Source organism: Streptomyces sp. NPDC046335 (assembly GCF_055587985.1).
The window spans coordinates 42,826-61,573 of record NZ_JBVJFF010000019.1 but is presented as its reverse complement, the minus strand read 5'-3'; the positions used below and the strand labels follow the sequence as shown (position 1 = coordinate 61,573).

The following is an 18,748-nucleotide window of genomic DNA, read 5'->3' as shown; positions in this document are numbered from 1 at the left end:
GGGTGGCCGCTCCGTGCCGGTGGCCGCCGGGGAGGTCAGGCGAACTGGTGGCGAATCCGCCGGCGCCAGATCTCGTAGGCCGGTTCGACCCCGTCGGTCGGGAGGTCGGCCAGGGCCCGCGCGGCGACATCGGCCGCCTCGGCGCTGTCGATGCCGCAGATCACCCGGCAGGCGACCTCGTTGTGCTCGGCCCCGTTGCCCACCTGGTGCCTGGCCCTTGCCGCGACGATCACGCCTTCGGCGAGCCGGTCGCGGTGTGCCTCGACGCGGGCCCGCAGCGCCTGGACCGTGGGCTCGTCGGCCCCGCCCGTGTAGCCGCAGGCGAGCCCGACGCCGGCCCACAGGTCGCCCCTGCGGGACTCGGGGAACGCCTCGATGGTGGCGGCGACGCGCTTGACCTCCGCGCCGGCCGCGAACCAGATGCTGCGGCCGAGGCCATGGTCGAAGGCGCTCAGACCGTAGCCACTGAGGTGCCGGGGCGTGGCGCGCTCCTGGACGTGGCGGCGGTGGGCGAAGAAGCCCTCGTGGAAGCCGTAGCCGTCCAGGACCACCCAGTCGAAGACGGGGTCCCGCAGCCGCCGGCGGAACGGTTCGGGGTCGCGGCGCAGCCGCGCCAGCCCCATCCCCGCGCCGAGGTAGACCGCGAAGGCGTACGCGCTCGCGGGCCCGTCCACGAAGCGGCGGGTGCGCTGCCGCCACGGCAGCAGGTGGTCCAGGGCCGCGAGCCCCACCCCGGCCCCCTCGTAGGCGAACCCGCGCAACTCCTCCGGGTACGCGTCGAGTTGGGCGAGCAGCGCCGGCTCGCGCCGGTTGAGGAGCGTCGTCTGGCAGCACTCCGTGACGGTGTAGACCACTTTGCTGAGCCGCTCGGCGGCGGCTCCGCCGTCCGTCGCGGCGGCGGGGAGGTCCGTGGGCGCGACCTCGAACAGCGGCCGCAGCAACGCGCCCAGCACGGTCATGAGCCGTCTCCCGTCGTCGCGGTGGCACCGGCGAGGCTGGTCTCCAGACGTCGCTGCAACGTGTCGTAGGCGGGCGCGGACGGGGTGTCGGGCAGGTCGTCGAAGGCCCGGTCGACGTGGAGCGCGGCGGCTTCGGCGGAGAGGCCGCACAGCACCTCACAGGCCAGGTCGGTGTCCGGGCTGGGGTTGCCCGCCCGGATGCGGCCCTTGGCCACGAACGCCGCCCCGACCGCCATGCGTGCCACGTGCCGCCCGGCGGCCGTGCGCAGGGCCTCGACGGCCGCCCGGTCGACGCCGCCCACGTAGCCGCAGGCCACGCCGATGCCCACCCAGAGGTCGGCGTGCCGGTGGGTGGGGAAGGCGGCGACGGCGCGGGCGGTCTCGCGGGGGTCGGCCCCGCGGGTGAACCACATGCTCCGCCCGATGCCCTGGTCGAAGACGCGCCGGGCGAAGGGAGACAGGTGCGCGGGGACCTGCTGGCGGTCCACGAACCGGCGCTGCTTGAAGAAGCCCTCGTGGAAGCCGTAGCCGTCCATCACGAGCCACCGCAGCGCGGGGTCGGTCAGGCGCCGCATGAACGGTTCGGGCCTGCGGCGCAGCCGGGCGAGTGCCTCGCCCGCGCCGATGTGGACCATGTAGACGTGGGGGCTGCCGGGGCCCGCCAGATAGGCCTGGAGGCGGGACCTGCCCGGCAGGAAGCAGTCGAGGCCCGTCAGTCCCATGGCGGCGCCCTCGTAGGCGTATCCGCGCAGTTCCGCCGGGGTGCGGTCGAGGCGGGGGATCAGCTCGTCGAAGCGGCTGCTGTCCAGGACACAGTGGTAGCCGCCCACCGCGGTCCGTACGACGGTCTCCAGGTGCCGCCACGTCGGGGTGTCGCCCCGGCTGAAGCCGGTGGCCTCCGCGTCGGGGACGCCCATCACGGCGCGGCGCAGTCGGCTAAGCGGCTGGGTCATGGTTCATCGCTCCCGTCGCGTTCTCGGTGGGGTCCTGCTCCAGTTCGTCGAGGAGCCGCTCCAGCTCGTCGGGGGGCACCTGCGCGAGGAGTTCCGCGAGGTCGTCGGGGCGCCGCTCCGGGCCCGTGGTGTCCGCCGGGGGTCCGGCCGCGGCGGTGTCGCCGGGCCCCGCCAGGTCGAGGAGCGGCAGGAGCCGTGCGGCCAGGTCGCCGACGGTCGTCCCCTGGAGCAGGTCCAGGACCGAGATCTCCGTGCCCAGGGTCGCCTCGACGCGGTTCTTGACCTCGACCGCCATGAGCGAGTCGATGCCGAGGTTGCTGAGGTTCTCGTCGTCGCCGAACTCCGCCGGGTCGAGTCCGAGCACGCGCGCCGCGATGCCGTGCAGATGTCCGGTGAGGACGGTCATCCGCTCCGCGGCCGGCGCCCGGCGCAGGGCCGGGAGCACGGCGTCGGCTCCGGCCGCCTCGTCCCCTTCCGGCAGGCCTGCCGGTGCGACGCCGAGCTCACCGAACATCGGGGGCAGCCGCCCCGCCGTCGACGCGGCTCGCGCGGTCGCCCAGTCGGCCGTGATCGCCACCACGTGCGCCGGGCGCTGGCCGATGAGGCGGCCGAGTATCCGCGTGCCCGCCTCGGGGGTGATCAGCTCGATGCCGCGCCGCGTGTACATCCGCTCCAGGTCGAGCCGCTCGACCATGCCCGACGTCCACGGGCCCCAGCCGATGCTCAGGGCCGGCAGTCCCCTGGCCTTGCGGTGCTGGGCGAGCGCGTCGAGGAACGCGTTGGCGGCCGCGTAGTTGGCCTGGCCCGCGGAGGCGATGACCGAGCCGACCGAGCCGAACAGGACGAAGAACTCCAGCGGGGTGCCGGCGAAGAGGCGGTGCAGCAGCCAGCCGCTGTTCAGCTTGGGCCGCAGCACGCGCCGGAAGGTGTCCCGGCTCATCCGCTGCGTCAGCTCGTCCTCGACGACGCCCGCGGCGTGCACGACGCCCCCGAACGGCGGCCGGTGCAGCCGCTGGTGTTCGGCGAACCAGGCCCGCAGCGCCGCCTCGTCGGCGGTGTCGACGGCGGCACAGTGCACCCGTACGCCGAGCTCCTCGTACCGCAGCAGCTCCTCGACCAGGTCTCGCCGGGCGTGGCCGGCGGGCAGGGTGCGCCAGGTGTCGCGCGGCGGCACCGGGGTGCGGCCCATGAGGACGAGGTGGCGTGCTCCCCGGTCGACGAGGAACCGGGCGACCAGGCGGCCGAGCGCCCCCGCGCCGCCGGTCACCAGATAGGTCACGTCGCCGCGCAGGTTCAGGGGGAAGGCCGGGGTGAGGTCTTCGGAGCGTGCCAGGCGTGCGACGTACCGCTGTCCGTCCCGGAAGGCGACCTGGTCCTCGCCGTGCCCGGCGGTGATCTCGTCGACCAGGCGGCGCGCCTCGTCCTCGGCGGGCCCGGTGTCGATGTCGACGATCCCGCCCCACATTCCGGCGAACTCCTGGTGGCCGATGACGCGGCCGATCCCCCACATCGGGGACTGCGGCAGGGACAGGGGCCGCGGGGCGTCCTTGACGTCCTGCGCGGTGCGGGTGACCAGCCACAGCCGTGGCGGCCGCCGGGTGACGCCCGCGGCGAGCGCCTGCGTGAGGTGCAGGACCGAGAGGGCGCCCAGGTTCTGGCCGTCCTCCAGGGCGGTGGCGGAGCCGGACTCGTCGAAGGGCACCTCCAGGCTCCAGAGGTGGACGACCGTGCCGATCTCCGTGTCCGTATCGCGGGCGAGCCGCTCGAACAGCCGCTGGTAGTGCTCGGCGCGGGTGGGGTCGAGCACATAGCCGCCCTCCGCGGTCCCGGCGGGCTCGGGGACCGCGCCGGGTGACACGGTCACGACGCGGCGCCCGGCCAGGGTGAGCTGCCGGGCCACTTCGTCGCCGACGCCACCGGTGCCGGTGAAGAGCACCCAGGTGCCGGCCGGTTCGTCGCCCCGGCCCCCCTCGGGCTCCTGCCCCGCGTCCGGTCCGGCCACCGCCGGCCGCCAGTGGACCTCGTAGATCCCCTGGTCGACACGTTCGGGGCTCAGGCCCGCCGCGGTGTCCAGGGACTGTGCCCTGAATCCCCGTATCTCCACGAGGATGCGGCCCCGCGCGTCGCAGAGCGAGATGTCGCTGACGATGGCGCGGGCGTCGGCGTCGACGATCTCGGCCACCACGTACATCTCGTCGGCCGCGTGGCCCCGGACGGAGACGCTGTCGATGCCCACGGGCAGATAGGGGGCGGAGGACGGGGAACCGTCCGCCGCCCGTGGCGCGGCGGACGCCAGCAGGACCTGGAACGCCGCGTCGAGCAGGCTCGGGTGGAACAGGTACGCCCCGAGTTCGCCGCGTACGGACTCCGGTACGGTGACCCGCCCCACGGCGTGCCCTGTGCCGGTGGTGATCTCCTGGACCGCCCGGAACGCCGGCCCGTAGCCGAAGCCCATCCGTCCGACCAGGCCGTAGAACTCCTCGTGCCCGACCGGTTGGCCGCAGGTGCCGCGCGCGGCGTCCAGGTCCCGCTCGACGCGGGCCGCGGGGCGCCTGGCGAGCCGGGCGGTCGCGTGCAGGGTCCAGGTCCGCTCGCCGCCCGGTGAGGCCGTGAAGGCAGCCATCTCGACGCGGCCCGACTCCTGGTACAGGGTGGTGCGCAGCCGCGGGTCGGCGCTGTCCGGGAGCACCAGGGCCTTGCGCAGCTCCAGGTCCTCCAGGGTGTGGTCGCCCTCGCCGTAGACCTCGCGCGCCGCCGCCAGGGCCATCTCGATGAAGGCGGCGCCGGGAAGCACGGTGTTCCCCTGCACCTGGTGGTCGGCGAGGGCGGGCAGCAGCCGGGCGTTGATCTCCCGCTCCCAGGTGGGGTGGGTGGCGTTCATGCGCTGGCCGAGCAGCGGGTGGACCTCGCTGTAGTGGCGGTCCTCGTGTGCCTCCGCCGACTCGTTCCAGTAGCTCTTGAGCTGCCACGGGTAGGTCGGTAGCTCAAGTGGGCGCGCGTCCGGGCCGTACAGGGCCGCCCAGTCGACGTCGTGGCCGTGGCTGTAGAGGGCGCCGAGCGAGCCGAGGAGCACGGCGTCGTCGGGTTCGTCGCGGCGCAGTGACGGCACCACGAGCCCTTCCACTCCCTGCTCGGTGAGGATCTCGCGCATCGGGCCGGCGAGGACGGGGTGCGGGCCGAGCTCGACGACGTGCGTGTACCCGTCGGCAAGGAGCTGACGGAAGGCCGCGGCGAACAGCACGGTCGCGCGGACGTTCTGCCACCAGTACCGGGCGTCGGCGCCCCTGCCGTCTATACGGGTGCCGGTCACCGTCGAGTACAGGGGGCGCGTGGCGGGCCTCGGGCGCAGGTCGGCGAGGCCCTTCTCCAGGTCCTCGCGCAGGGGGTCCATGTAGTGGCTGTGGTAGGGCACCTTGACGGTCAGGAACCGGTGGAAGACCCCGAAGGTCTCCAGTTGGTCCGCCATGCCCTGGAGGATCTTGGCGTCACCGGCCAGGGTCACCGCGGTCGGGCTGTTCACGGCCGCGACCGAGACCAGGGGCCCGGCGTCGGCCACCGCCTGGTCGAGCGTCTGCGGAGTCATGCCCACGGCGAGCATCCGCCCGCAGCCGGTGGCGCGCTGCTGGAGGCTGCTGCGGTAGTAGCTCACCTTGACCGCGTCCTCGAACCCGAGGACGCCCGCGAGGTACTGGGCGGCGACCTCGCCGGTGCTGTGTCCGACGACGGCGTCCGGCTCCACGCCCCAGGAGCGCCACAGTTCGGCGAGGCCGATCTGGACGGCGAAGTTGGCGGGCTGGGCGACCTCCGTCTCGGCCATGCGGGAGGCGTCCTCGGGTGCGAGGAGTTCCTCCAGGAGCGACCAGCCGGTGTACGTGCCCAGCTCGCGGTCGCACCGCTCGACGACGGCGCGGAAGACCGGCTCGGTGTCGAGGAGTTGCCGGGCCATGGCCCACCACTGCGGCCCCATCCCGGAACAGACGAAGGCGAGCTTCGGCCGCTCCCCCGCCGGTGCGCGCCCGGTGACCACGCCCTTGGTCCCGCGTCCCGCGCCGAAGGCGTCGAGCTTCTCGGCCGCCTCCTCCGCGGTGGCCGCGACCACGGCGAGCCGGTGGTCGTGGTGGCTGCGCCGCAGGGCGCGGGTGTGTCCCACGTCGCGCAGGTCGTACGGGGTCTTCGACAGGACGTCCCGCAGGTCTTTCGCCATGTCCGTCAGGGCCTCGGGGGCCCGGGCGGACAGCGGGACGAGGTGACGCCGGCCGTCCTCGGCGCGGGGCGCGGCCGGCGGCCGGTCGGGGGGCGCCTGGAGCACCACGTGGGCATTGGTGCCGCCGAAGCCGAACGAGTTGACCCCGGCGTGCCGCGTGCCGGGAGTGGTGGGCCAGTCGCCCGGCCGGGTCTGGACGTGGAGCCGCAGTTCGTCGAAGGCGATGGCCGGGTTGGGTGTGTGGTGGTGCAACTGGCCCGGGATGCGGTGGTGCTTGAGGGCGAGTGCCGTCTTGATCAGACCGGCCACTCCCGCGGCGGCCTCCAGGTGCCCGATGTTGGTCTTGACCGACCCGATCACCAGGCGTTCCCCGGGTGGGCGGCCCGCGGAGAAGACCCTGCCGATGGCGCCCGCCTCGACGGGGTCGCCGACCGGCGTGCCGGTGCCGTGCGCCTCGACGTACTGGATCTCGCGCGGGGCGACGCCGGCCTGGCGGCAGGCCGCGCGCATCGCCGCTTCCTGCGCCTCGGCGTTGGGCACGGTGATGCCGTTGCTGCGCCCGTCCTGCGTGACAGCCGTCCCGCGGATCAGCGCGTAGACCGGGTCGTGGTCGGCGAGCGCGTGGGCCAGCGGCTTGAGCACGACGACGCCCGCGCCCTCGCCGCGGGCGTATCCGTCGGCGGAGGCGTCGAACGTCTTGCAGCGGCCGTCGGGCGAAAGGAAGCCGCCCTTGGACTCCGCGATGGTCATGTTGGGCGCGATCATGACGTTCACGCCGCCCGCGATGGCCAGCGAGCACTCCCCGCTCCACAGGCTGCGCGCCGCCAGGTGGACCGCGACGAGGGAGCCGGAACAGGCGGTGTCCACGGCGAGGCTCGGGCCCCGGAAGTCGAACGCGTACGACAGCCGGTTGGCCAGCATCGTCATCATCATGCCGGTGGCGGAGTGGGACTGGAGTTCGTAGCGGCTGTGCACGCCGTAGTTCTGGAGCAGTTGGTAGTCAAGGGTGAAGCCGCCCATGAAGACGCCCGTGTCGCTGCGGGCGAGGTCGTCGACGACCTGGCCACCGTCCTCAAGGGCCTCCCAGGCGGTATGGAGCAGCAGCCGCTGCTGCGGGTCGAGCCAGATCGCCTCGCGCGGGGAGATCCCGAAGAAGGGGGCGTCGAACTGGTCGATCCGGTCCAGGAAGCCGCCGCGGACGGTGCCGGTCTTGCCGAGTCTGGTGGCGTCCGGGTCGTAGAACTTCCCGGCCTCCCAGCGGTCCCGAGGCAGCTCACGGGTGGCGTCCACGCCGTCGCACAGCAGGTCCCAGAAGGCGGCGGGGGTGGTGGCGCCGCCGGGAAAGCGGCAGCCGATCCCGATGATGGCGATGGGCTCCGGCGGCACGTCGGCCGGCGAAGGGTCGGTCATGGCTTTTCTCCTTCCTCGGTACGAGGGGCCGGCCCGAGCGCGCGGCGGAGCTCGGCCAGCAGCAGGTCCTGTGAGCTGTGGAGAAAGAAGTGCGAGCCCGGAAGCATGACGAGCCGGAACTCCCCGTCGGTCTGGGTGCGCCACCTGTCGAGGTCGCCGCGGCTCACGCGCACGTCCTGGTCGCCGCCGAACAGGGTGACCGGCATGCGCAGAGGGCGTTCCTCGCGGTGCCGGTAGGTGTCGCAGACCTCCAGGTCGGCCCGGAGGGTGGGCAGCAGCGCACGCATCAGTCCGTCGTCGTCGAGCACCTGCTGGGGCGTGCCCTCCTTGCGGAGCACGGTCTTGAGCACCTCGTCGGGCAGGTGGTGGATCCTGATGTGCGGGTTGGGCAGGTGGGGCGCCCGGAAGCCGCCCAGGAGCAGCCGGTCGGGCAGGGCCGCCCCGCTCGCGCGCAGCCGCCTGGTGAGTTCGAACGCGACGAGGGCGCCCATGCTGTGGCCGAAGAAGACGTACGGGATGTCGAGCCGCGGCTCGATGGCCTCGTGCAGGGCGTCGATCAGGGCGTCCATCCGCCGCAGGGCCGGTTCCGCCACCCGGGACTCGCGGCCCGGAAGCTGGGCCGCCCAGACGTCGACTCCGTCCGGCAGCCCCTGGCCCCACGCGCGGAACGCGGAGGCGCCGCCGCCCGCGTAGGGGAAGCAGAACAGCCGCAGGGTGGGCGCCTTCGGCGCGGAGTGGCGGGTGAACCAGCGGTCCCCGCCCCGGGGGGCACCCGTCTGCCCGCGCAGGCGCTCGACGAGGAGGGCGCGCTTGTCCTCGGGCAGCCGTGCGACGCGCTCGTGCGGGATCGCGCCTCCGCCCAGCACGCTGGTCATCGGGCCTCCCCCGTGCCGACCGCCTCGTCGGCGGGCCGCAGCCGGATCCACTGGTCGTCGAGCGGCCTCGCCCGCCGTTCGTGCAGGTGGACGTCGACGAGTGCCATCAGTGCCTCGTCGGCCCGCCACCGTTTCGCCTGCTCGGCCTTGGCCCGGTCCCAGGGCTCCGCCTCGAACTCCGCGAGCACGGTCGCCACGAGCTGGCCCGACAGGTGCTCGATGAAGGTGATGTTGTCGGCGAACCGGACGGTCAGCTCCTCCTCGGACAGGCCCGCCGTCATGCCGATGTGGAGGCTGCGCATGAAGTCGAAGTCGTAGAAGCGGACGAAGGGCGTCTGGTCGTGCGGCTCGTCGTCGATGGCGCCCCATTCGCGGAAGAAGCGCTGGACCTCCCGGCTGGCCGCGCTGAACCGGGCCAGGCCCGTCACCATGTCGGGCCGGTCCACCAGGTGCCGCAGCGCGTCGTGGAAGTAGAGGAGCCCGGGCACGGCCCAGTACACGGCCGTGTCCCAGATGACCTTGGAGAGCATGACCCTGGCGTGGCCCATCAGCGCGTACTGGTTCTCGTAGATGCTCAGCCAGCCCTCGGCGACCAGCAGGAACACCTGGTTGTGGATGGCCGCGGTCTCCTCGACGTCGTCGCCGTCGAGCGCGTGCGTGAGCAGGTCGACGATCAGGCCGTTGCTGATGGCGATCAGGTCGAGTCCCGGGGAGTACAGGGGGTCGAGGAAGACCCCGGCTTCGCCTGCCAGGCACCAGCGGTCCACGGAGAAGACCTGTTCGCAGCTGTAGGCGTAGTCCTTCATGACGCGGAAGTCCTGCAGTTCGTCGCGGTGCCGGCGGATGACGCCCGCGCACTGCGGCTCGTGGCGGTCGAGCCAGGCCAGGGCGCGGTCGAACCGGTTGAGTCCGTCGAAGCCGTGGAAGTCCGGGTCGGTGACGATGCCCACGCTGGTCGAGCCGGAGGCGAGCCTGATCAGCCAGACCCAGTAGCCCGGCCCCATCAGGTGGTTGGTGGACAGTTCACGCCTGCCCTCCTCGATCCGTGCCCGCCACCGCGGGTCGTCGGACCACTCGTCGACGTCGATGGGGCAGCCGACCCGGAACCACACCGCGTTGGCCCTGTGGCCGACCTTCTTGGCGAGGCCGAGCCGCCGCTTGAGCAGCGACGCGCGGCCGGTGGCGTCGATGACCCACCGGGCGCGGATCTCCCGCACGGCGCCGTCCTCGGTGCGCGCCCTGATCCGGTGGTGTTCCTCCTCGGGCAGCAGCTCGACGGCTTCGGCCTTCGCTCCGGACAGGAACTCCACGCCGCGCGCGGCCAGTTCGCGCCCCAGGGCGTTCTCCAGACGTCCGCGGTCCAGCTGATACGTGCCGACGGCGCCCGGCGGGCGCACGGCGTGACCCAGTTCCACGCGCCGGGTGATGTCGTCGTTGCCGTCCTTGGAGAAGAACACCCGGAGCCCGTACTTCTTGAGCTGCTCCGAGCTCAGGTGCTCTTCGAGGCCGAGGACCTCACGCAGGTAGTAGCCGGCGATCTCCACGGTGGACTCCCCCACCTTGTGGGCGGCCTCCGGCACGGGGTGCGTCTGGCGTTCGAGGACCACGATGCGGGTGCCGGGGCGCTGCTCACGCAGGTGCAGGGCCAGGGTGAGTCCGGCGGCTCCGCCACCGATCACGGCGACGTCGACGGTGTCCACTGCCGCAGTCACCCCTGCGTTCCCGTTCTCTGCCGCGTCCATGCCGTTCACGGGCTCACCGCCTCGTTCCGGGTGCCGAGGGTGATCCAGGCGCTGTCGATGGGGTCGGACCCGTCGCGCTCCTCGTACCGCGCGACGGCTTCGGCCAGGAGTTCGTCGGTGCGCCACCGCTCGGTCAGGGCGCGTGCCGTGTCGTCGCCGGCACGCTGCTCAAGCCGCTCGGCGACCGTGCTCACGAGCTGCCCTGCGAGCTGTTCCAGCAGGTCCACGTTGCGTCCCAACTGTTCCTCCAGCTTGTCGTCGTCGAGTCCCGCGGCCATTCCGTTGTGCAGGTCGACGATGAATTCGAGGAGGCTGTAGGGGTCGGCGAAGACGTCGGACGCCGGTTCGTTGCCCGCGAGGTGCCACTCCCTGAAGAACTCCTGTACACGGGTGTGCAGGAGCCAGGTGCGATGCAGGTTGGCGAAGGCCGCCGGGCTCTCGCCGAGGCGGCGGAACTTGTCGTGGAAGAACAGCAGTCCGGGCACGGCCCAGTAGATGATCGTGTCCCAGATGACCTTGGCCACCATCACCTGCGCGTTGCCCATGACCGGGTACTGGCCCTCGTAGGCGACCAGCCAGATCTCGCTGAGCACCAGGTAGACCTGGTTGTGCGCCACGGTCTTCTCGGCGATGTCCTCGCCATGGCGGTCCCGGGTGACCAGGTCGGTGATCAGGCCGTTGCTGATGGCCATCAGGTCGCCGCCGGAGGAGTACAGCGGGTCGATGGAGACGCCCGCCTCTCCGGTCAGGCACCACCGGTCCTCCGAGTAGACCTGCCGGCAGCCGTACGCGTAGTCCTTCATCACCCGGAAGTCCTGGATCTTCGCCAGGTGGCGCCGGACCTCGGCGGCGCACTGCGGCTCGTGCTCGTCGAGCCATCCGAGGGCCCGCTCCAGGGTGTTGAAGCCTTCGAAGGGGTGGGCCGAGTCCTCGGCGACGATGCCGATGCTCGTCGACCCCGAGGCGAGCGGGATGAGCCACACCCAGTACCCGGGCCCCATGAGGTGGTTGGTCGAGAGCCGTCGCAGTCCGCCGGCGACCCTGCTCCGCCACCGCTCGTCCTGCGACCACTGCTGTACGTCGACCTCGTGCTCGATGCGGAACCAGGCGGAGTTGGCACGGTGCCCGAGCGGCCTCGCGAGGCCGAGCTTGCGCTTGAGGAGGCCCGCGCGTCCCGTCGCGTCGACGACCCAGCGCGCCCGCAGCGGGTGCTGGTCCTCGCCCGCGATGTGTACGACGTGGTCGTCGTCGGCGGTGCGCAGCTCCACTTCCCCGGCCTTGACGCCCGTCCGGAAGTCGACCCCGAGGCCGGTCACGAGCCGGCCGAGCGCGTTCTCCAGGCGCCCGCGGTCGAGCTGGTAGGAGGCGAGGGGTGCCTCGGCGATCTGCCCGTACTCGACGCGGCGGGCGATGTCGGTGTTGTCCCCGTGGGTCAGGAACATGCGCAGGCCGAACTTGTGGAGCTGCTCGTTGTCGAGGTGGCTGCCGAGGCCGAGGATGTCGCGGAGGTAGTGGGCCTGCACCTCCACGCTGGACTCGCCGACCTTGTGGGCGGCCTCGGGAACGGGGTGCCGCTGCCGCTCGATGACCGTCACGCGCAGTCCGGGCTCGGCGCGCTTGAGCTGTAGGGCCAGGGTCAGTCCGGTGATGCCGCCGCCGAGGATCGCGACATCGAAGCGCTCGGAGGTCTCAGACATAGCTGACCTCGCTGGTGTCCTTGTCCATGCTGTCCGCTCCGTTCGGTTTCCGGTCTCCGGGGCCCATCGGCGCGCGGGACGCGCGGGGGGCGATCCAGCGGTCGCTGGTGGGGTTGCGGTGCCGCTCCTGGCGGTGAGTGGCGATCAGCTCGGCGATCAGCGGGTCGCGCTGCCAGCTCTGCACCTGGGCGATCACGCGGTCCTCGCCGTACCGGTCGCCGTGGGAGTCGATGACCGCGGTGACCAACTGGCCCGCGAGCTGCGCGAAGAGCCTGGTGTTGGCGGCGAAGCGCTCGGGGAACTGCTCGTCGGTGAGGTCGTCGGCCATGCCCGCGTGCAGCTTCATCATGAAGTCGAGCGGGGAGTAGAGGTCGACGAAGCGGGCGTCGAGGGCGGAGTCGTCGATGGCCGCCCACTCCCGGAAGAAGGCCTGCACCCGGTTGCTGATCCCGGCGAGGCGTTCCAGGTCGGCGGCGACCGAGGCGGTGTCGGCCACCGTGCGGAACTTGTCCTGGAAGAAGAGCAGGCCGAAGACGCCCCAGTAGAAGGCGGTGTCCCAGATGACCTTCGAGACCATCACGCGGGCGTTGCCCATCAGGGGGTACTGGTTCTCGTAGACGGCGAGCCACATGTCGGTGACGCGGCGGTAGAGCGCGTCGTGGATGGATGCCCGTACGGTGACGTCCTCGCCGTCGAGCGACCTGTTCACGAGGTCGGTCACCAGGCCGTTGCTGATGGCGATCAGGTCGAGGCCGGGTGAGTACAGCGGGTCGAGGAAGACACCGGACTCGCCGGTCATGCACCAGCGCGCGGGACCGTCGAAGACCTGCTCGCAGCTGTAGGAGTAGTCCTTCATGACCCGGAAGTCCTGGATCTCGTCGCGGTGCTCCTCCACGGCCCGCGCGCACTGCGGCTCCCGCCGGCGCAGCCACTCCAGCGCCCGCTCCAGGGTGTTGAATCCGTCGAACGGGTGGCTGTCGGCCGCGGCGACGATGCCGATGCTGATGGACCCGGACGCGAGCCGGATGAGCCAGACCCAGTAGCCGGGTCCCATGAGGTGGTTGGTGGACAGTTCACGCCGGCCTTCGCTCAGCCGCGCGTGCCATTGCGCGTCGTCGCTCCAGGTGCCGAGGTCGATGGGGTGAGCGACCCGGAACCAGGCGGCGTTGGCCTTGTGTCCCACGTCCTTGCGCAGGCCGAGGCGCCGCCGCAGGAAGTGGCTGCGTCCGGTGGCGTCGACGATCCACTTGGCGTGGACGTCGCGCTCGCCGGCCGTGGTGAGCAGGTGGACGTGGTGCGGTGAGCTGTCGGCCGACAGTGTGACCTCCAGGGCTCTGCTGCCCGGGAGGAACTCGATGCCCTCGCGTGCGCAGGCGGCCCCGAGTTCGTTCTCCAGGCGTCCCCGGTCGAGCTGGTAGGTGGCCAGCGGAGGGAAGACCGAGCTGCCCAGTTCGACGCGCTCGGCGATGTCCTTGTTGTCCTGGCCGCTGAAGAACATCCGCAGGCCGAACTTGCGGATCTGCCGCCTCTCCAGGTGCTCGCCGAGCCCGAGGCCGTCGCGGAGGTAGTGGGCGGCGATCTCGACGGTCGACTCGCCGACCTTGTGCGCCGCCTCGGGTACGGGGTGTTCCTGCCGCTCGGCGACCAGCACCCGGATGCCCGGCCGCGCCCGGCGGAGATGAAGCGCCAGGGTGAGGCCGGCGGCTCCGCCACCCAGGATCACGACGTCGTAGTGGTCGGGCGTGGCGGCGCCGTCGGCGAGGCGGGTACGGAGTCTGCGGGTGAGCAGGGCCCGCTTCTCGGCGGACAGGTCGGATATCCGGTGCCGTGCTGGTTGGGTCATGCGTCCCCCTTCATCCCGGACGACTTTCGGAGGGTGGGATTACGGACGACTTACTTCACGTGCAAGCTGAGGCCCTGGTTCGCGCTCGTCCGGCGCGATGGATCGGCACATGCCTTGACCTGCGTAACAGGGGACACACGAGCAGTCGTGTGTTGCGTCTTCGGGTGGCGTCCGGCCACGGATGAACGGCGATGGCGAGACGAATTCCCGCGAAGAGTCGGGCGCTCGCGGAGTGGCACGGGGCCGGTATCCATCACCGGGCCCGGCAGGGTGAATCGGGGGGCTGCCGCGTGACCCGAACGGGTTTTCCCCCGTTGGGCATCTGTCGACGTCGGGTTTCCGGCCGGACGCCCGCGTTCCACAGCTCACACGAAAGGGGAGCCGCCATGACACAAGCGCCCAGCCCTGCCCTGGAGACCGCCCTCGCCTACCACCGGGCCTGGACGGGCCACGACTTCGACCGTGCCATGACCTACATCGCCGACGACATCGTCTGCGAGGCACCGTCGGGCCGCCTGGAGGGAGCACAGGCCTTCCGCGGGTTCATGGAGCCCTTCACGCAGATCCTCACGGGATCGCACCTGATCTCCGCGTTCGGCGACGCCACGACCGCGCTGCTCATGTACGGCACCAAGACGCTCCCGGTCGAGAGCGCTCCGGGAGCGGAGTGCCTGACGGTGCGTGACGGCACCATCAGGCACATGCACATCATCTTCGACCAGGCGCCGTTCATCGCGGCGGAGAACGCCACGGCCGGGTCCTGAACCGGCTCAGCCGCCCGCCGAGGCCATGGGCGGCGCGGCTGTGAGGCGTTCCCGCAGCGCGAGCAGCCCGCTGCCCGCCACGGCTCCGAGGTCGCGTTCGACCGACCGCAGGAACAGGGAGAGCTGGCGCAGTGCGTCGTCGGGGCGGCCGAGCTGGAGGTGGGCCTCGATGATGGTGGCGACAGCCAGTTCGTTGTACGGGTCCAGGCGCAGCTTCTCGTAGGCGTACTCCAGAGCCTCGTCCAGTTCTCCTCGCGCGCTGTGGATCTGGATCAGGCGGATCAGGGCCTGCGAGCAGAGACCTTCGTACTGCCTGCGGTAGGGCGCGAGCCACCGCTGCTGGGGCTCCTCGTCCTCCAGGAAGCGGCGGACGGTGTAGGCGGCGACGCGGCTGTAGTAGAAGCAGGCGCGCCGGGCGTCGCCGTGGGCGTCACCGGCCCGCGCCTGCTCGAAGAGACGCTCCACCTCGTGCGCGTCGCTCCACCAGCCCTCGCCCGGCTCGAAGCGGTAGAAGCTCGTGCCGCTCCGGTGGATGAAGGACGACTCCTGCCCCGGCCGCAGGTCCGGTTCCAGCATCCGCCGCAGGCAGTGCATGCCGACGTGGAAGCCGCTCGCCGCCTTCTGCGGCGCGGTGTCCTGCCATCCGATGTCGATGAGCTGGTCCATGGAGACCGGCTTGCCCGGGTTCAGGAGGAACCACTTGAGCAGCAGCAGGGCCTTCTCCCTGCGGTGCCTGCGCCGGCCCAGGGCCTCGGTCCCCATGAAGACGCGGAAGGGACCGAACAAGTACGCGCGGTACGTGGCCCCCTGTTCCCGGCCGTGAGGATGGGCCCACTCGTGGCCCAGGACTTCCGTCTCCGCTGATGTCATACCGTGCACCATCGCCCTCCCCGTTGTTCGCAGCGATCGTGAATGGGTATAGATTCCGTTACTAGCGTTTACGGTGAAGGGTGTTCACGGAGATTGTCAAGCGTTACGGTTGAACCCGCTGGAACGCACATGAGCCCAACAGCGCGCTGCAACAAGGGACTTGGAGGTGCCGGATGAGCCAGGTCGAATCCGGCCGCGTCGAGAGAACGCGTCCGGTGCTCAACCGCCGCGAACGTCAGCGGCAGTCCACACTTGAGGAGATCATCGAGGCCGGCCGGTCGCTGCTGCGCGAGGGCCGGGAGGTGACACTGCGCGCCGTGGCCGCCGAGATGGGTTTCACGGCACCCGCGCTGTACCGCTACATCGGCAATGTCGCCGCACTGAACGAACTGCTCTCGAACGACATCTTCGCCGAGATCGTCCGCGAGATGGCGGCAGCCGCCGAACCGCACGGCGACGACGACCCCGCGGCACAGATGGTCGCGGCAGCCACCGCCTTCCGCTGCTGGGCGCTCGACCACGTCGACGAGTTCCAGCTGGTCTTCCACACCAGCTCGTTGTCGGGCGAGCACGTGGCCCGGTCGGAGGCCGGGAAGCCGCTCCATCCGCTGTCGCCGGCCACCGGCGAGGGAGCGGCGGCGGGGGTGCAGATGTTCGCCGAGTTCTTCGGGCGGATCTTCATCGGGCTCTCCCGGCACCGCCCGTTCCCCGTGCCCGCCCGCTCGGAACTCGACGAGGAGTTCGTGGCGGTGCACTCCCCGGGCGGGCCGGGCAAGCCGGACCTCGTCGCCCTCCTCGGGGCGGACGGGCTGGGGCTGATCTGGCTGTTCGAGCTTGCCTGGGCCCAGCTCTACGGCATCGTGACCCTGGAGGTCTTCGGGCACGTGCGCCCCCAACTGGTCGACTCCGGAGCGCTGTTCACCGCCGTGATGCGCGAGATCGGCGCGCGGGCCGGCATGGCGGACGACTGGGACCGGCTGACCGAGGTCAGCCGCGAGATCCTCGCCCGGCGCGCCTGACGTACCGTCACAAGGGTGTGCGCGCCGGGTTGTCCGCTCTGGCGCGGCGGCCGTCACCGCGCGTGCCTCACTCGTTCCCGCAGCGCCAGCAACCGGGGGCTCGGAGCCACCCCCAGGTCCTCCCGGAGGGTGCGTACGAACTGTTCGAGCTGCGAGATGGCGCCCGTCAGGCTGCCCTGCTCCAGGTGTATCTCCACCACCGCGGTGGCCGCCTCCTCGGAGTAGGGGTCCCGGTCCAGGATGCGCATCGCACAGGTCAGCCCCTCATACAGGTGCCCGGCTCGCCGATGCAGGCGTAACAGGTGGAGCAACGTTTCCTCGTGTCCGTGCTCATGGGCCGCGCGAAAGGGTGCGAAGGCGTCCTGGTAGACCTCCTCCGGCAGGAACCCGCGGTCGTAGTAGGTGAGCAGCCGCTCATAACACTCCGTCACCGCCGCCGTGTCGCCCGCTCGCTGGGCGGCGCCCGCCGACCGCGTCAGCAGTGCCACGTCCTCGACGTCGGTCCACCAGTAATCGGCCGGTTCGAACCAGTAGCGGCCGTTCGGGTCGGACCTGATGAACCGCGACGGCTGCCGGCTGGCGAGCTCGGGCTCAAGGACCCGGCGCAGGGAGTGCTGCGTCACGTGCAGCCTGTTGGCCCGGTTCGCCGCGCCGCCGGGCCAGAGCACCTCCGCGAGCTCGCTGTCGCGGAACTCCTGGCCCGGGTTGAGCAGGAACCATTTGAGCAGGGTGCGGGCGGCCGCCCGGCCTCCCCGCGGGTCCCCCAGGGGAGCGCCCTCGCGGTGCACGCGGAAGGGGCCGAAGAGCCAGGCCTCGTACTCGGGCCGCGTGGTGGTTAACGGTGTGGTCGAAACTCGCGGCGATTGATCCATTGCTGTCCCCCGTACCCCGGTTTACACCGCCAAGTGTGCGACCGATGGTGCCCCAGTAAACGCTCTCCAAACCACCGTCGGCACATACCGCAACACTTATGTGCCATGTCATGACGAGAGCCGGTTCGAGTGCTGCCACCACCTCCGGCGCGGCTGCCAGGCAGGACGCCTTTCGGCGCGGCGGCATCACGGGTCGTCAACCGGCCTCGCTTACCTCCGGTGTAAGCCGGCCGTAATCCCTGCTCCGGCACCGAGAACACCACTTTCGCGACCCGTAAGCAACCGGTAAGTCACCGGCAATAGTTTCGCCCGACAGCCGCTGAAGGGCTGTCCGGACACTTCACCGCCCCGGTGCGGCCTGGGCTGACCACAAGGAGGCGATCCATGTCCATGACCGTCGGCGAGTTGTTCGCTGCCCTCTCGACCCGGTTCAACAACGAGGCCGCGGCCGGCCTGAACCGGACCCTCCAGTGGAGGATCACCGACGCGGACCCCGGCGTCTGGGCCTTCGAGATCAAGGACGGACAGGGCCGCCTCATCCCCGGCGGGGTCGCCGAGCCCGACACCACCTTCGTCACCAGCAGTGAGACCTGGATGGCGATAGCGGAGGGCCGCCAGGACGCGATGCGCGCCTTCATGACCGGAAAGCTCAAGGTCAAGGGCGACATGATGCTCGCGATGAAGGTCCCGAAGCTCTTCGAAACCGGCGTCTGACGACTTCCTTGAGGAGAGACGACGTGCAGAAACTGGCTGAGCACGAAACCGACCCCGAGAAGGTCCGCCTGGAGCAGGTCGCGGCCCTCACCGACCCGGCGACCATCCGCTACCTGGAGGAGATCGGCGTCGGCGAGGGATGGACCTGCGCCGAGGTCGGGGCGGGCGCCGGATCGATCGCGCGCTGGCTGTCGAACCGGGTCGGTCACTTCGGCAAGGTCCACGCCATCGACATCGAGACCGCGTACATGAACGGTCTCTCCGCGCCGAACCTCGAGATACGGCAGCAGGACATCACCACGACGCCGCTCGACGAAGGGGCCTACGACCTCATCCACTCCAAGATCCTTCTGATGCACCTGGCGGACCGCGAGCGGGTTCTCGGGGAATTCGCCAAGGCCCTCAAGCCCGGCGGCCATCTGCTGGTCGAGGAGGCCGACATCCGCAGCATTCAGCGGGTCGATCCGCCCTCGCCCCTGCTCACCCGGGCGGCCAGTGCGCTGGAGACGTTCTTCTACTTCGGCGGCGCCGACCCCGGATACGGGATGAAGCTCCTGCCGGCCTTCCGCCGTACCGGGCTCACGCTGACGGGCACCGACTGCCAGCTCACCGCGGTGCAGGCGGGGACGCCCGAGATGGAGACGATCGCGCTGAGCCTCGCCAAGCTCGCACCGATGATCACCAAGGTCGGCCTGATGGGCCAGAAGGAGGTAGAGGCCGCCTTCGACCTGCTGCGGCAGCCCTCGGACACGGTCCTCTACACGCCGATCACGGTCTCGGTCTGGGGCCGGCGCTCCGAGGACTGACCACCGCGCCCTGCGGGACG

The 18,748-nt window shown here is 71.3% G+C and carries 13 protein-coding genes; 4 read left to right on the top strand and 9 right to left on the bottom strand.

The window, feature by feature from the left end; translation table 11 throughout:
- Positions 1 to 35: 35 nt before the first annotated feature.
- The 7 genes from ACZ6JY_RS36165 to ACZ6JY_RS36135 are packed head-to-tail and all read right to left on the bottom strand — an operon-like array spanning position 36 to position 13,683.
- Positions 36 to 959, bottom strand: coding sequence for a DUF1702 family protein (locus ACZ6JY_RS36165; RefSeq protein WP_469203029.1), 924 nt, complete (start codon positions 957 to 959; stop codon positions 36 to 38).
- The gene (locus ACZ6JY_RS36160) at positions 956 to 1,912 is read right to left on the bottom strand and encodes a DUF1702 family protein (RefSeq protein ID WP_469203027.1); all 957 of its coding nucleotides are present in this window, start codon (positions 1,910 to 1,912) and stop codon (positions 956 to 958) included. The genes ACZ6JY_RS36165 and ACZ6JY_RS36160 overlap by 4 nt, the downstream gene beginning before the upstream one ends.
- Entirely contained in the window at positions 1,896 to 7,526 is a 5,631-nt protein-coding gene (locus ACZ6JY_RS36155) for a type I polyketide synthase (RefSeq protein ID WP_469203025.1), read from the bottom strand. The genes ACZ6JY_RS36160 and ACZ6JY_RS36155 overlap by 17 nt, the downstream gene beginning before the upstream one ends.
- The gene (locus ACZ6JY_RS36150) at positions 7,523 to 8,401 is read right to left on the bottom strand and encodes a thioesterase II family protein (protein WP_469203023.1); all 879 of its coding nucleotides are present in this window, start codon (positions 8,399 to 8,401) and stop codon (positions 7,523 to 7,525) included. Before ACZ6JY_RS36150 ends, ACZ6JY_RS36155 begins: the two co-directional genes overlap by 4 nt.
- Positions 8,398 to 10,113, bottom strand: coding sequence for an NAD(P)/FAD-dependent oxidoreductase (locus tag ACZ6JY_RS36145; protein WP_469203021.1), 1,716 nt, complete (start codon positions 10,111 to 10,113; stop codon positions 8,398 to 8,400). The genes ACZ6JY_RS36150 and ACZ6JY_RS36145 overlap by 4 nt, the downstream gene beginning before the upstream one ends.
- Positions 10,114 to 10,148: 35 nt before the next feature.
- Positions 10,149 to 11,840 carry an NAD(P)/FAD-dependent oxidoreductase gene (locus tag ACZ6JY_RS36140; RefSeq protein WP_469203019.1) on the bottom strand — a complete coding sequence of 564 codons (1,692 nt, stop codon included), beginning with the start codon at positions 11,838 to 11,840 and terminating at the stop codon, positions 10,149 to 10,151.
- Positions 11,833 to 13,683, bottom strand: coding sequence for an NAD(P)/FAD-dependent oxidoreductase (locus ACZ6JY_RS36135; protein WP_469203017.1), 1,851 nt, complete (start codon positions 13,681 to 13,683; stop codon positions 11,833 to 11,835). Before ACZ6JY_RS36135 ends, ACZ6JY_RS36140 begins: the two co-directional genes overlap by 8 nt.
- Positions 13,684 to 14,069: 386 nt before the next feature.
- Between ACZ6JY_RS36135 and ACZ6JY_RS36130 the strand changes: the two genes are divergently transcribed.
- Complete coding sequence (locus ACZ6JY_RS36130) at positions 14,070 to 14,447, top strand: nuclear transport factor 2 family protein (protein WP_469203015.1); 378 nt, start codon at positions 14,070 to 14,072, stop codon at positions 14,445 to 14,447.
- A gap of 6 nt (positions 14,448 to 14,453) precedes the next feature.
- Here the strand turns inward: ACZ6JY_RS36130 and ACZ6JY_RS36125 are convergent, their stop codons facing one another.
- Complete coding sequence (locus ACZ6JY_RS36125) at positions 14,454 to 15,317, bottom strand: AfsR/SARP family transcriptional regulator (protein ID WP_469203013.1); 864 nt, start codon at positions 15,315 to 15,317, stop codon at positions 14,454 to 14,456.
- Between the two features lie 173 nt (positions 15,318 to 15,490).
- On the opposite strand from ACZ6JY_RS36125, the gene ACZ6JY_RS36120 reads away from it, so the two are divergent.
- Positions 15,491 to 16,336, top strand: coding sequence for a TetR/AcrR family transcriptional regulator (locus tag ACZ6JY_RS36120; protein WP_469203011.1), 846 nt, complete (start codon positions 15,491 to 15,493; stop codon positions 16,334 to 16,336).
- 53 nt (positions 16,337 to 16,389) lie between these two features.
- Here the strand turns inward: ACZ6JY_RS36120 and ACZ6JY_RS36115 are convergent, their stop codons facing one another.
- Complete coding sequence (locus tag ACZ6JY_RS36115) at positions 16,390 to 17,208, bottom strand: AfsR/SARP family transcriptional regulator (protein ID WP_469203009.1); 819 nt, start codon at positions 17,206 to 17,208, stop codon at positions 16,390 to 16,392.
- 384 nt (positions 17,209 to 17,592) lie between these two features.
- Here ACZ6JY_RS36115 and ACZ6JY_RS36110 point away from each other — a divergent pair, with 384 nt between their 5' ends.
- Positions 17,593 to 17,922, top strand: a complete 330-nt coding sequence (locus tag ACZ6JY_RS36110; protein ID WP_469203007.1) for an SCP2 sterol-binding domain-containing protein — start codon at positions 17,593 to 17,595, stop codon at positions 17,920 to 17,922.
- 23 nt (positions 17,923 to 17,945) lie between these two features.
- Positions 17,946 to 18,728 carry a class I SAM-dependent methyltransferase gene (locus ACZ6JY_RS36105; protein ID WP_469203005.1) on the top strand — a complete coding sequence of 261 codons (783 nt, stop codon included), beginning with the start codon at positions 17,946 to 17,948 and terminating at the stop codon, positions 18,726 to 18,728.
- The last annotated feature ends 20 nt before the right edge of the window (positions 18,729 to 18,748 follow it).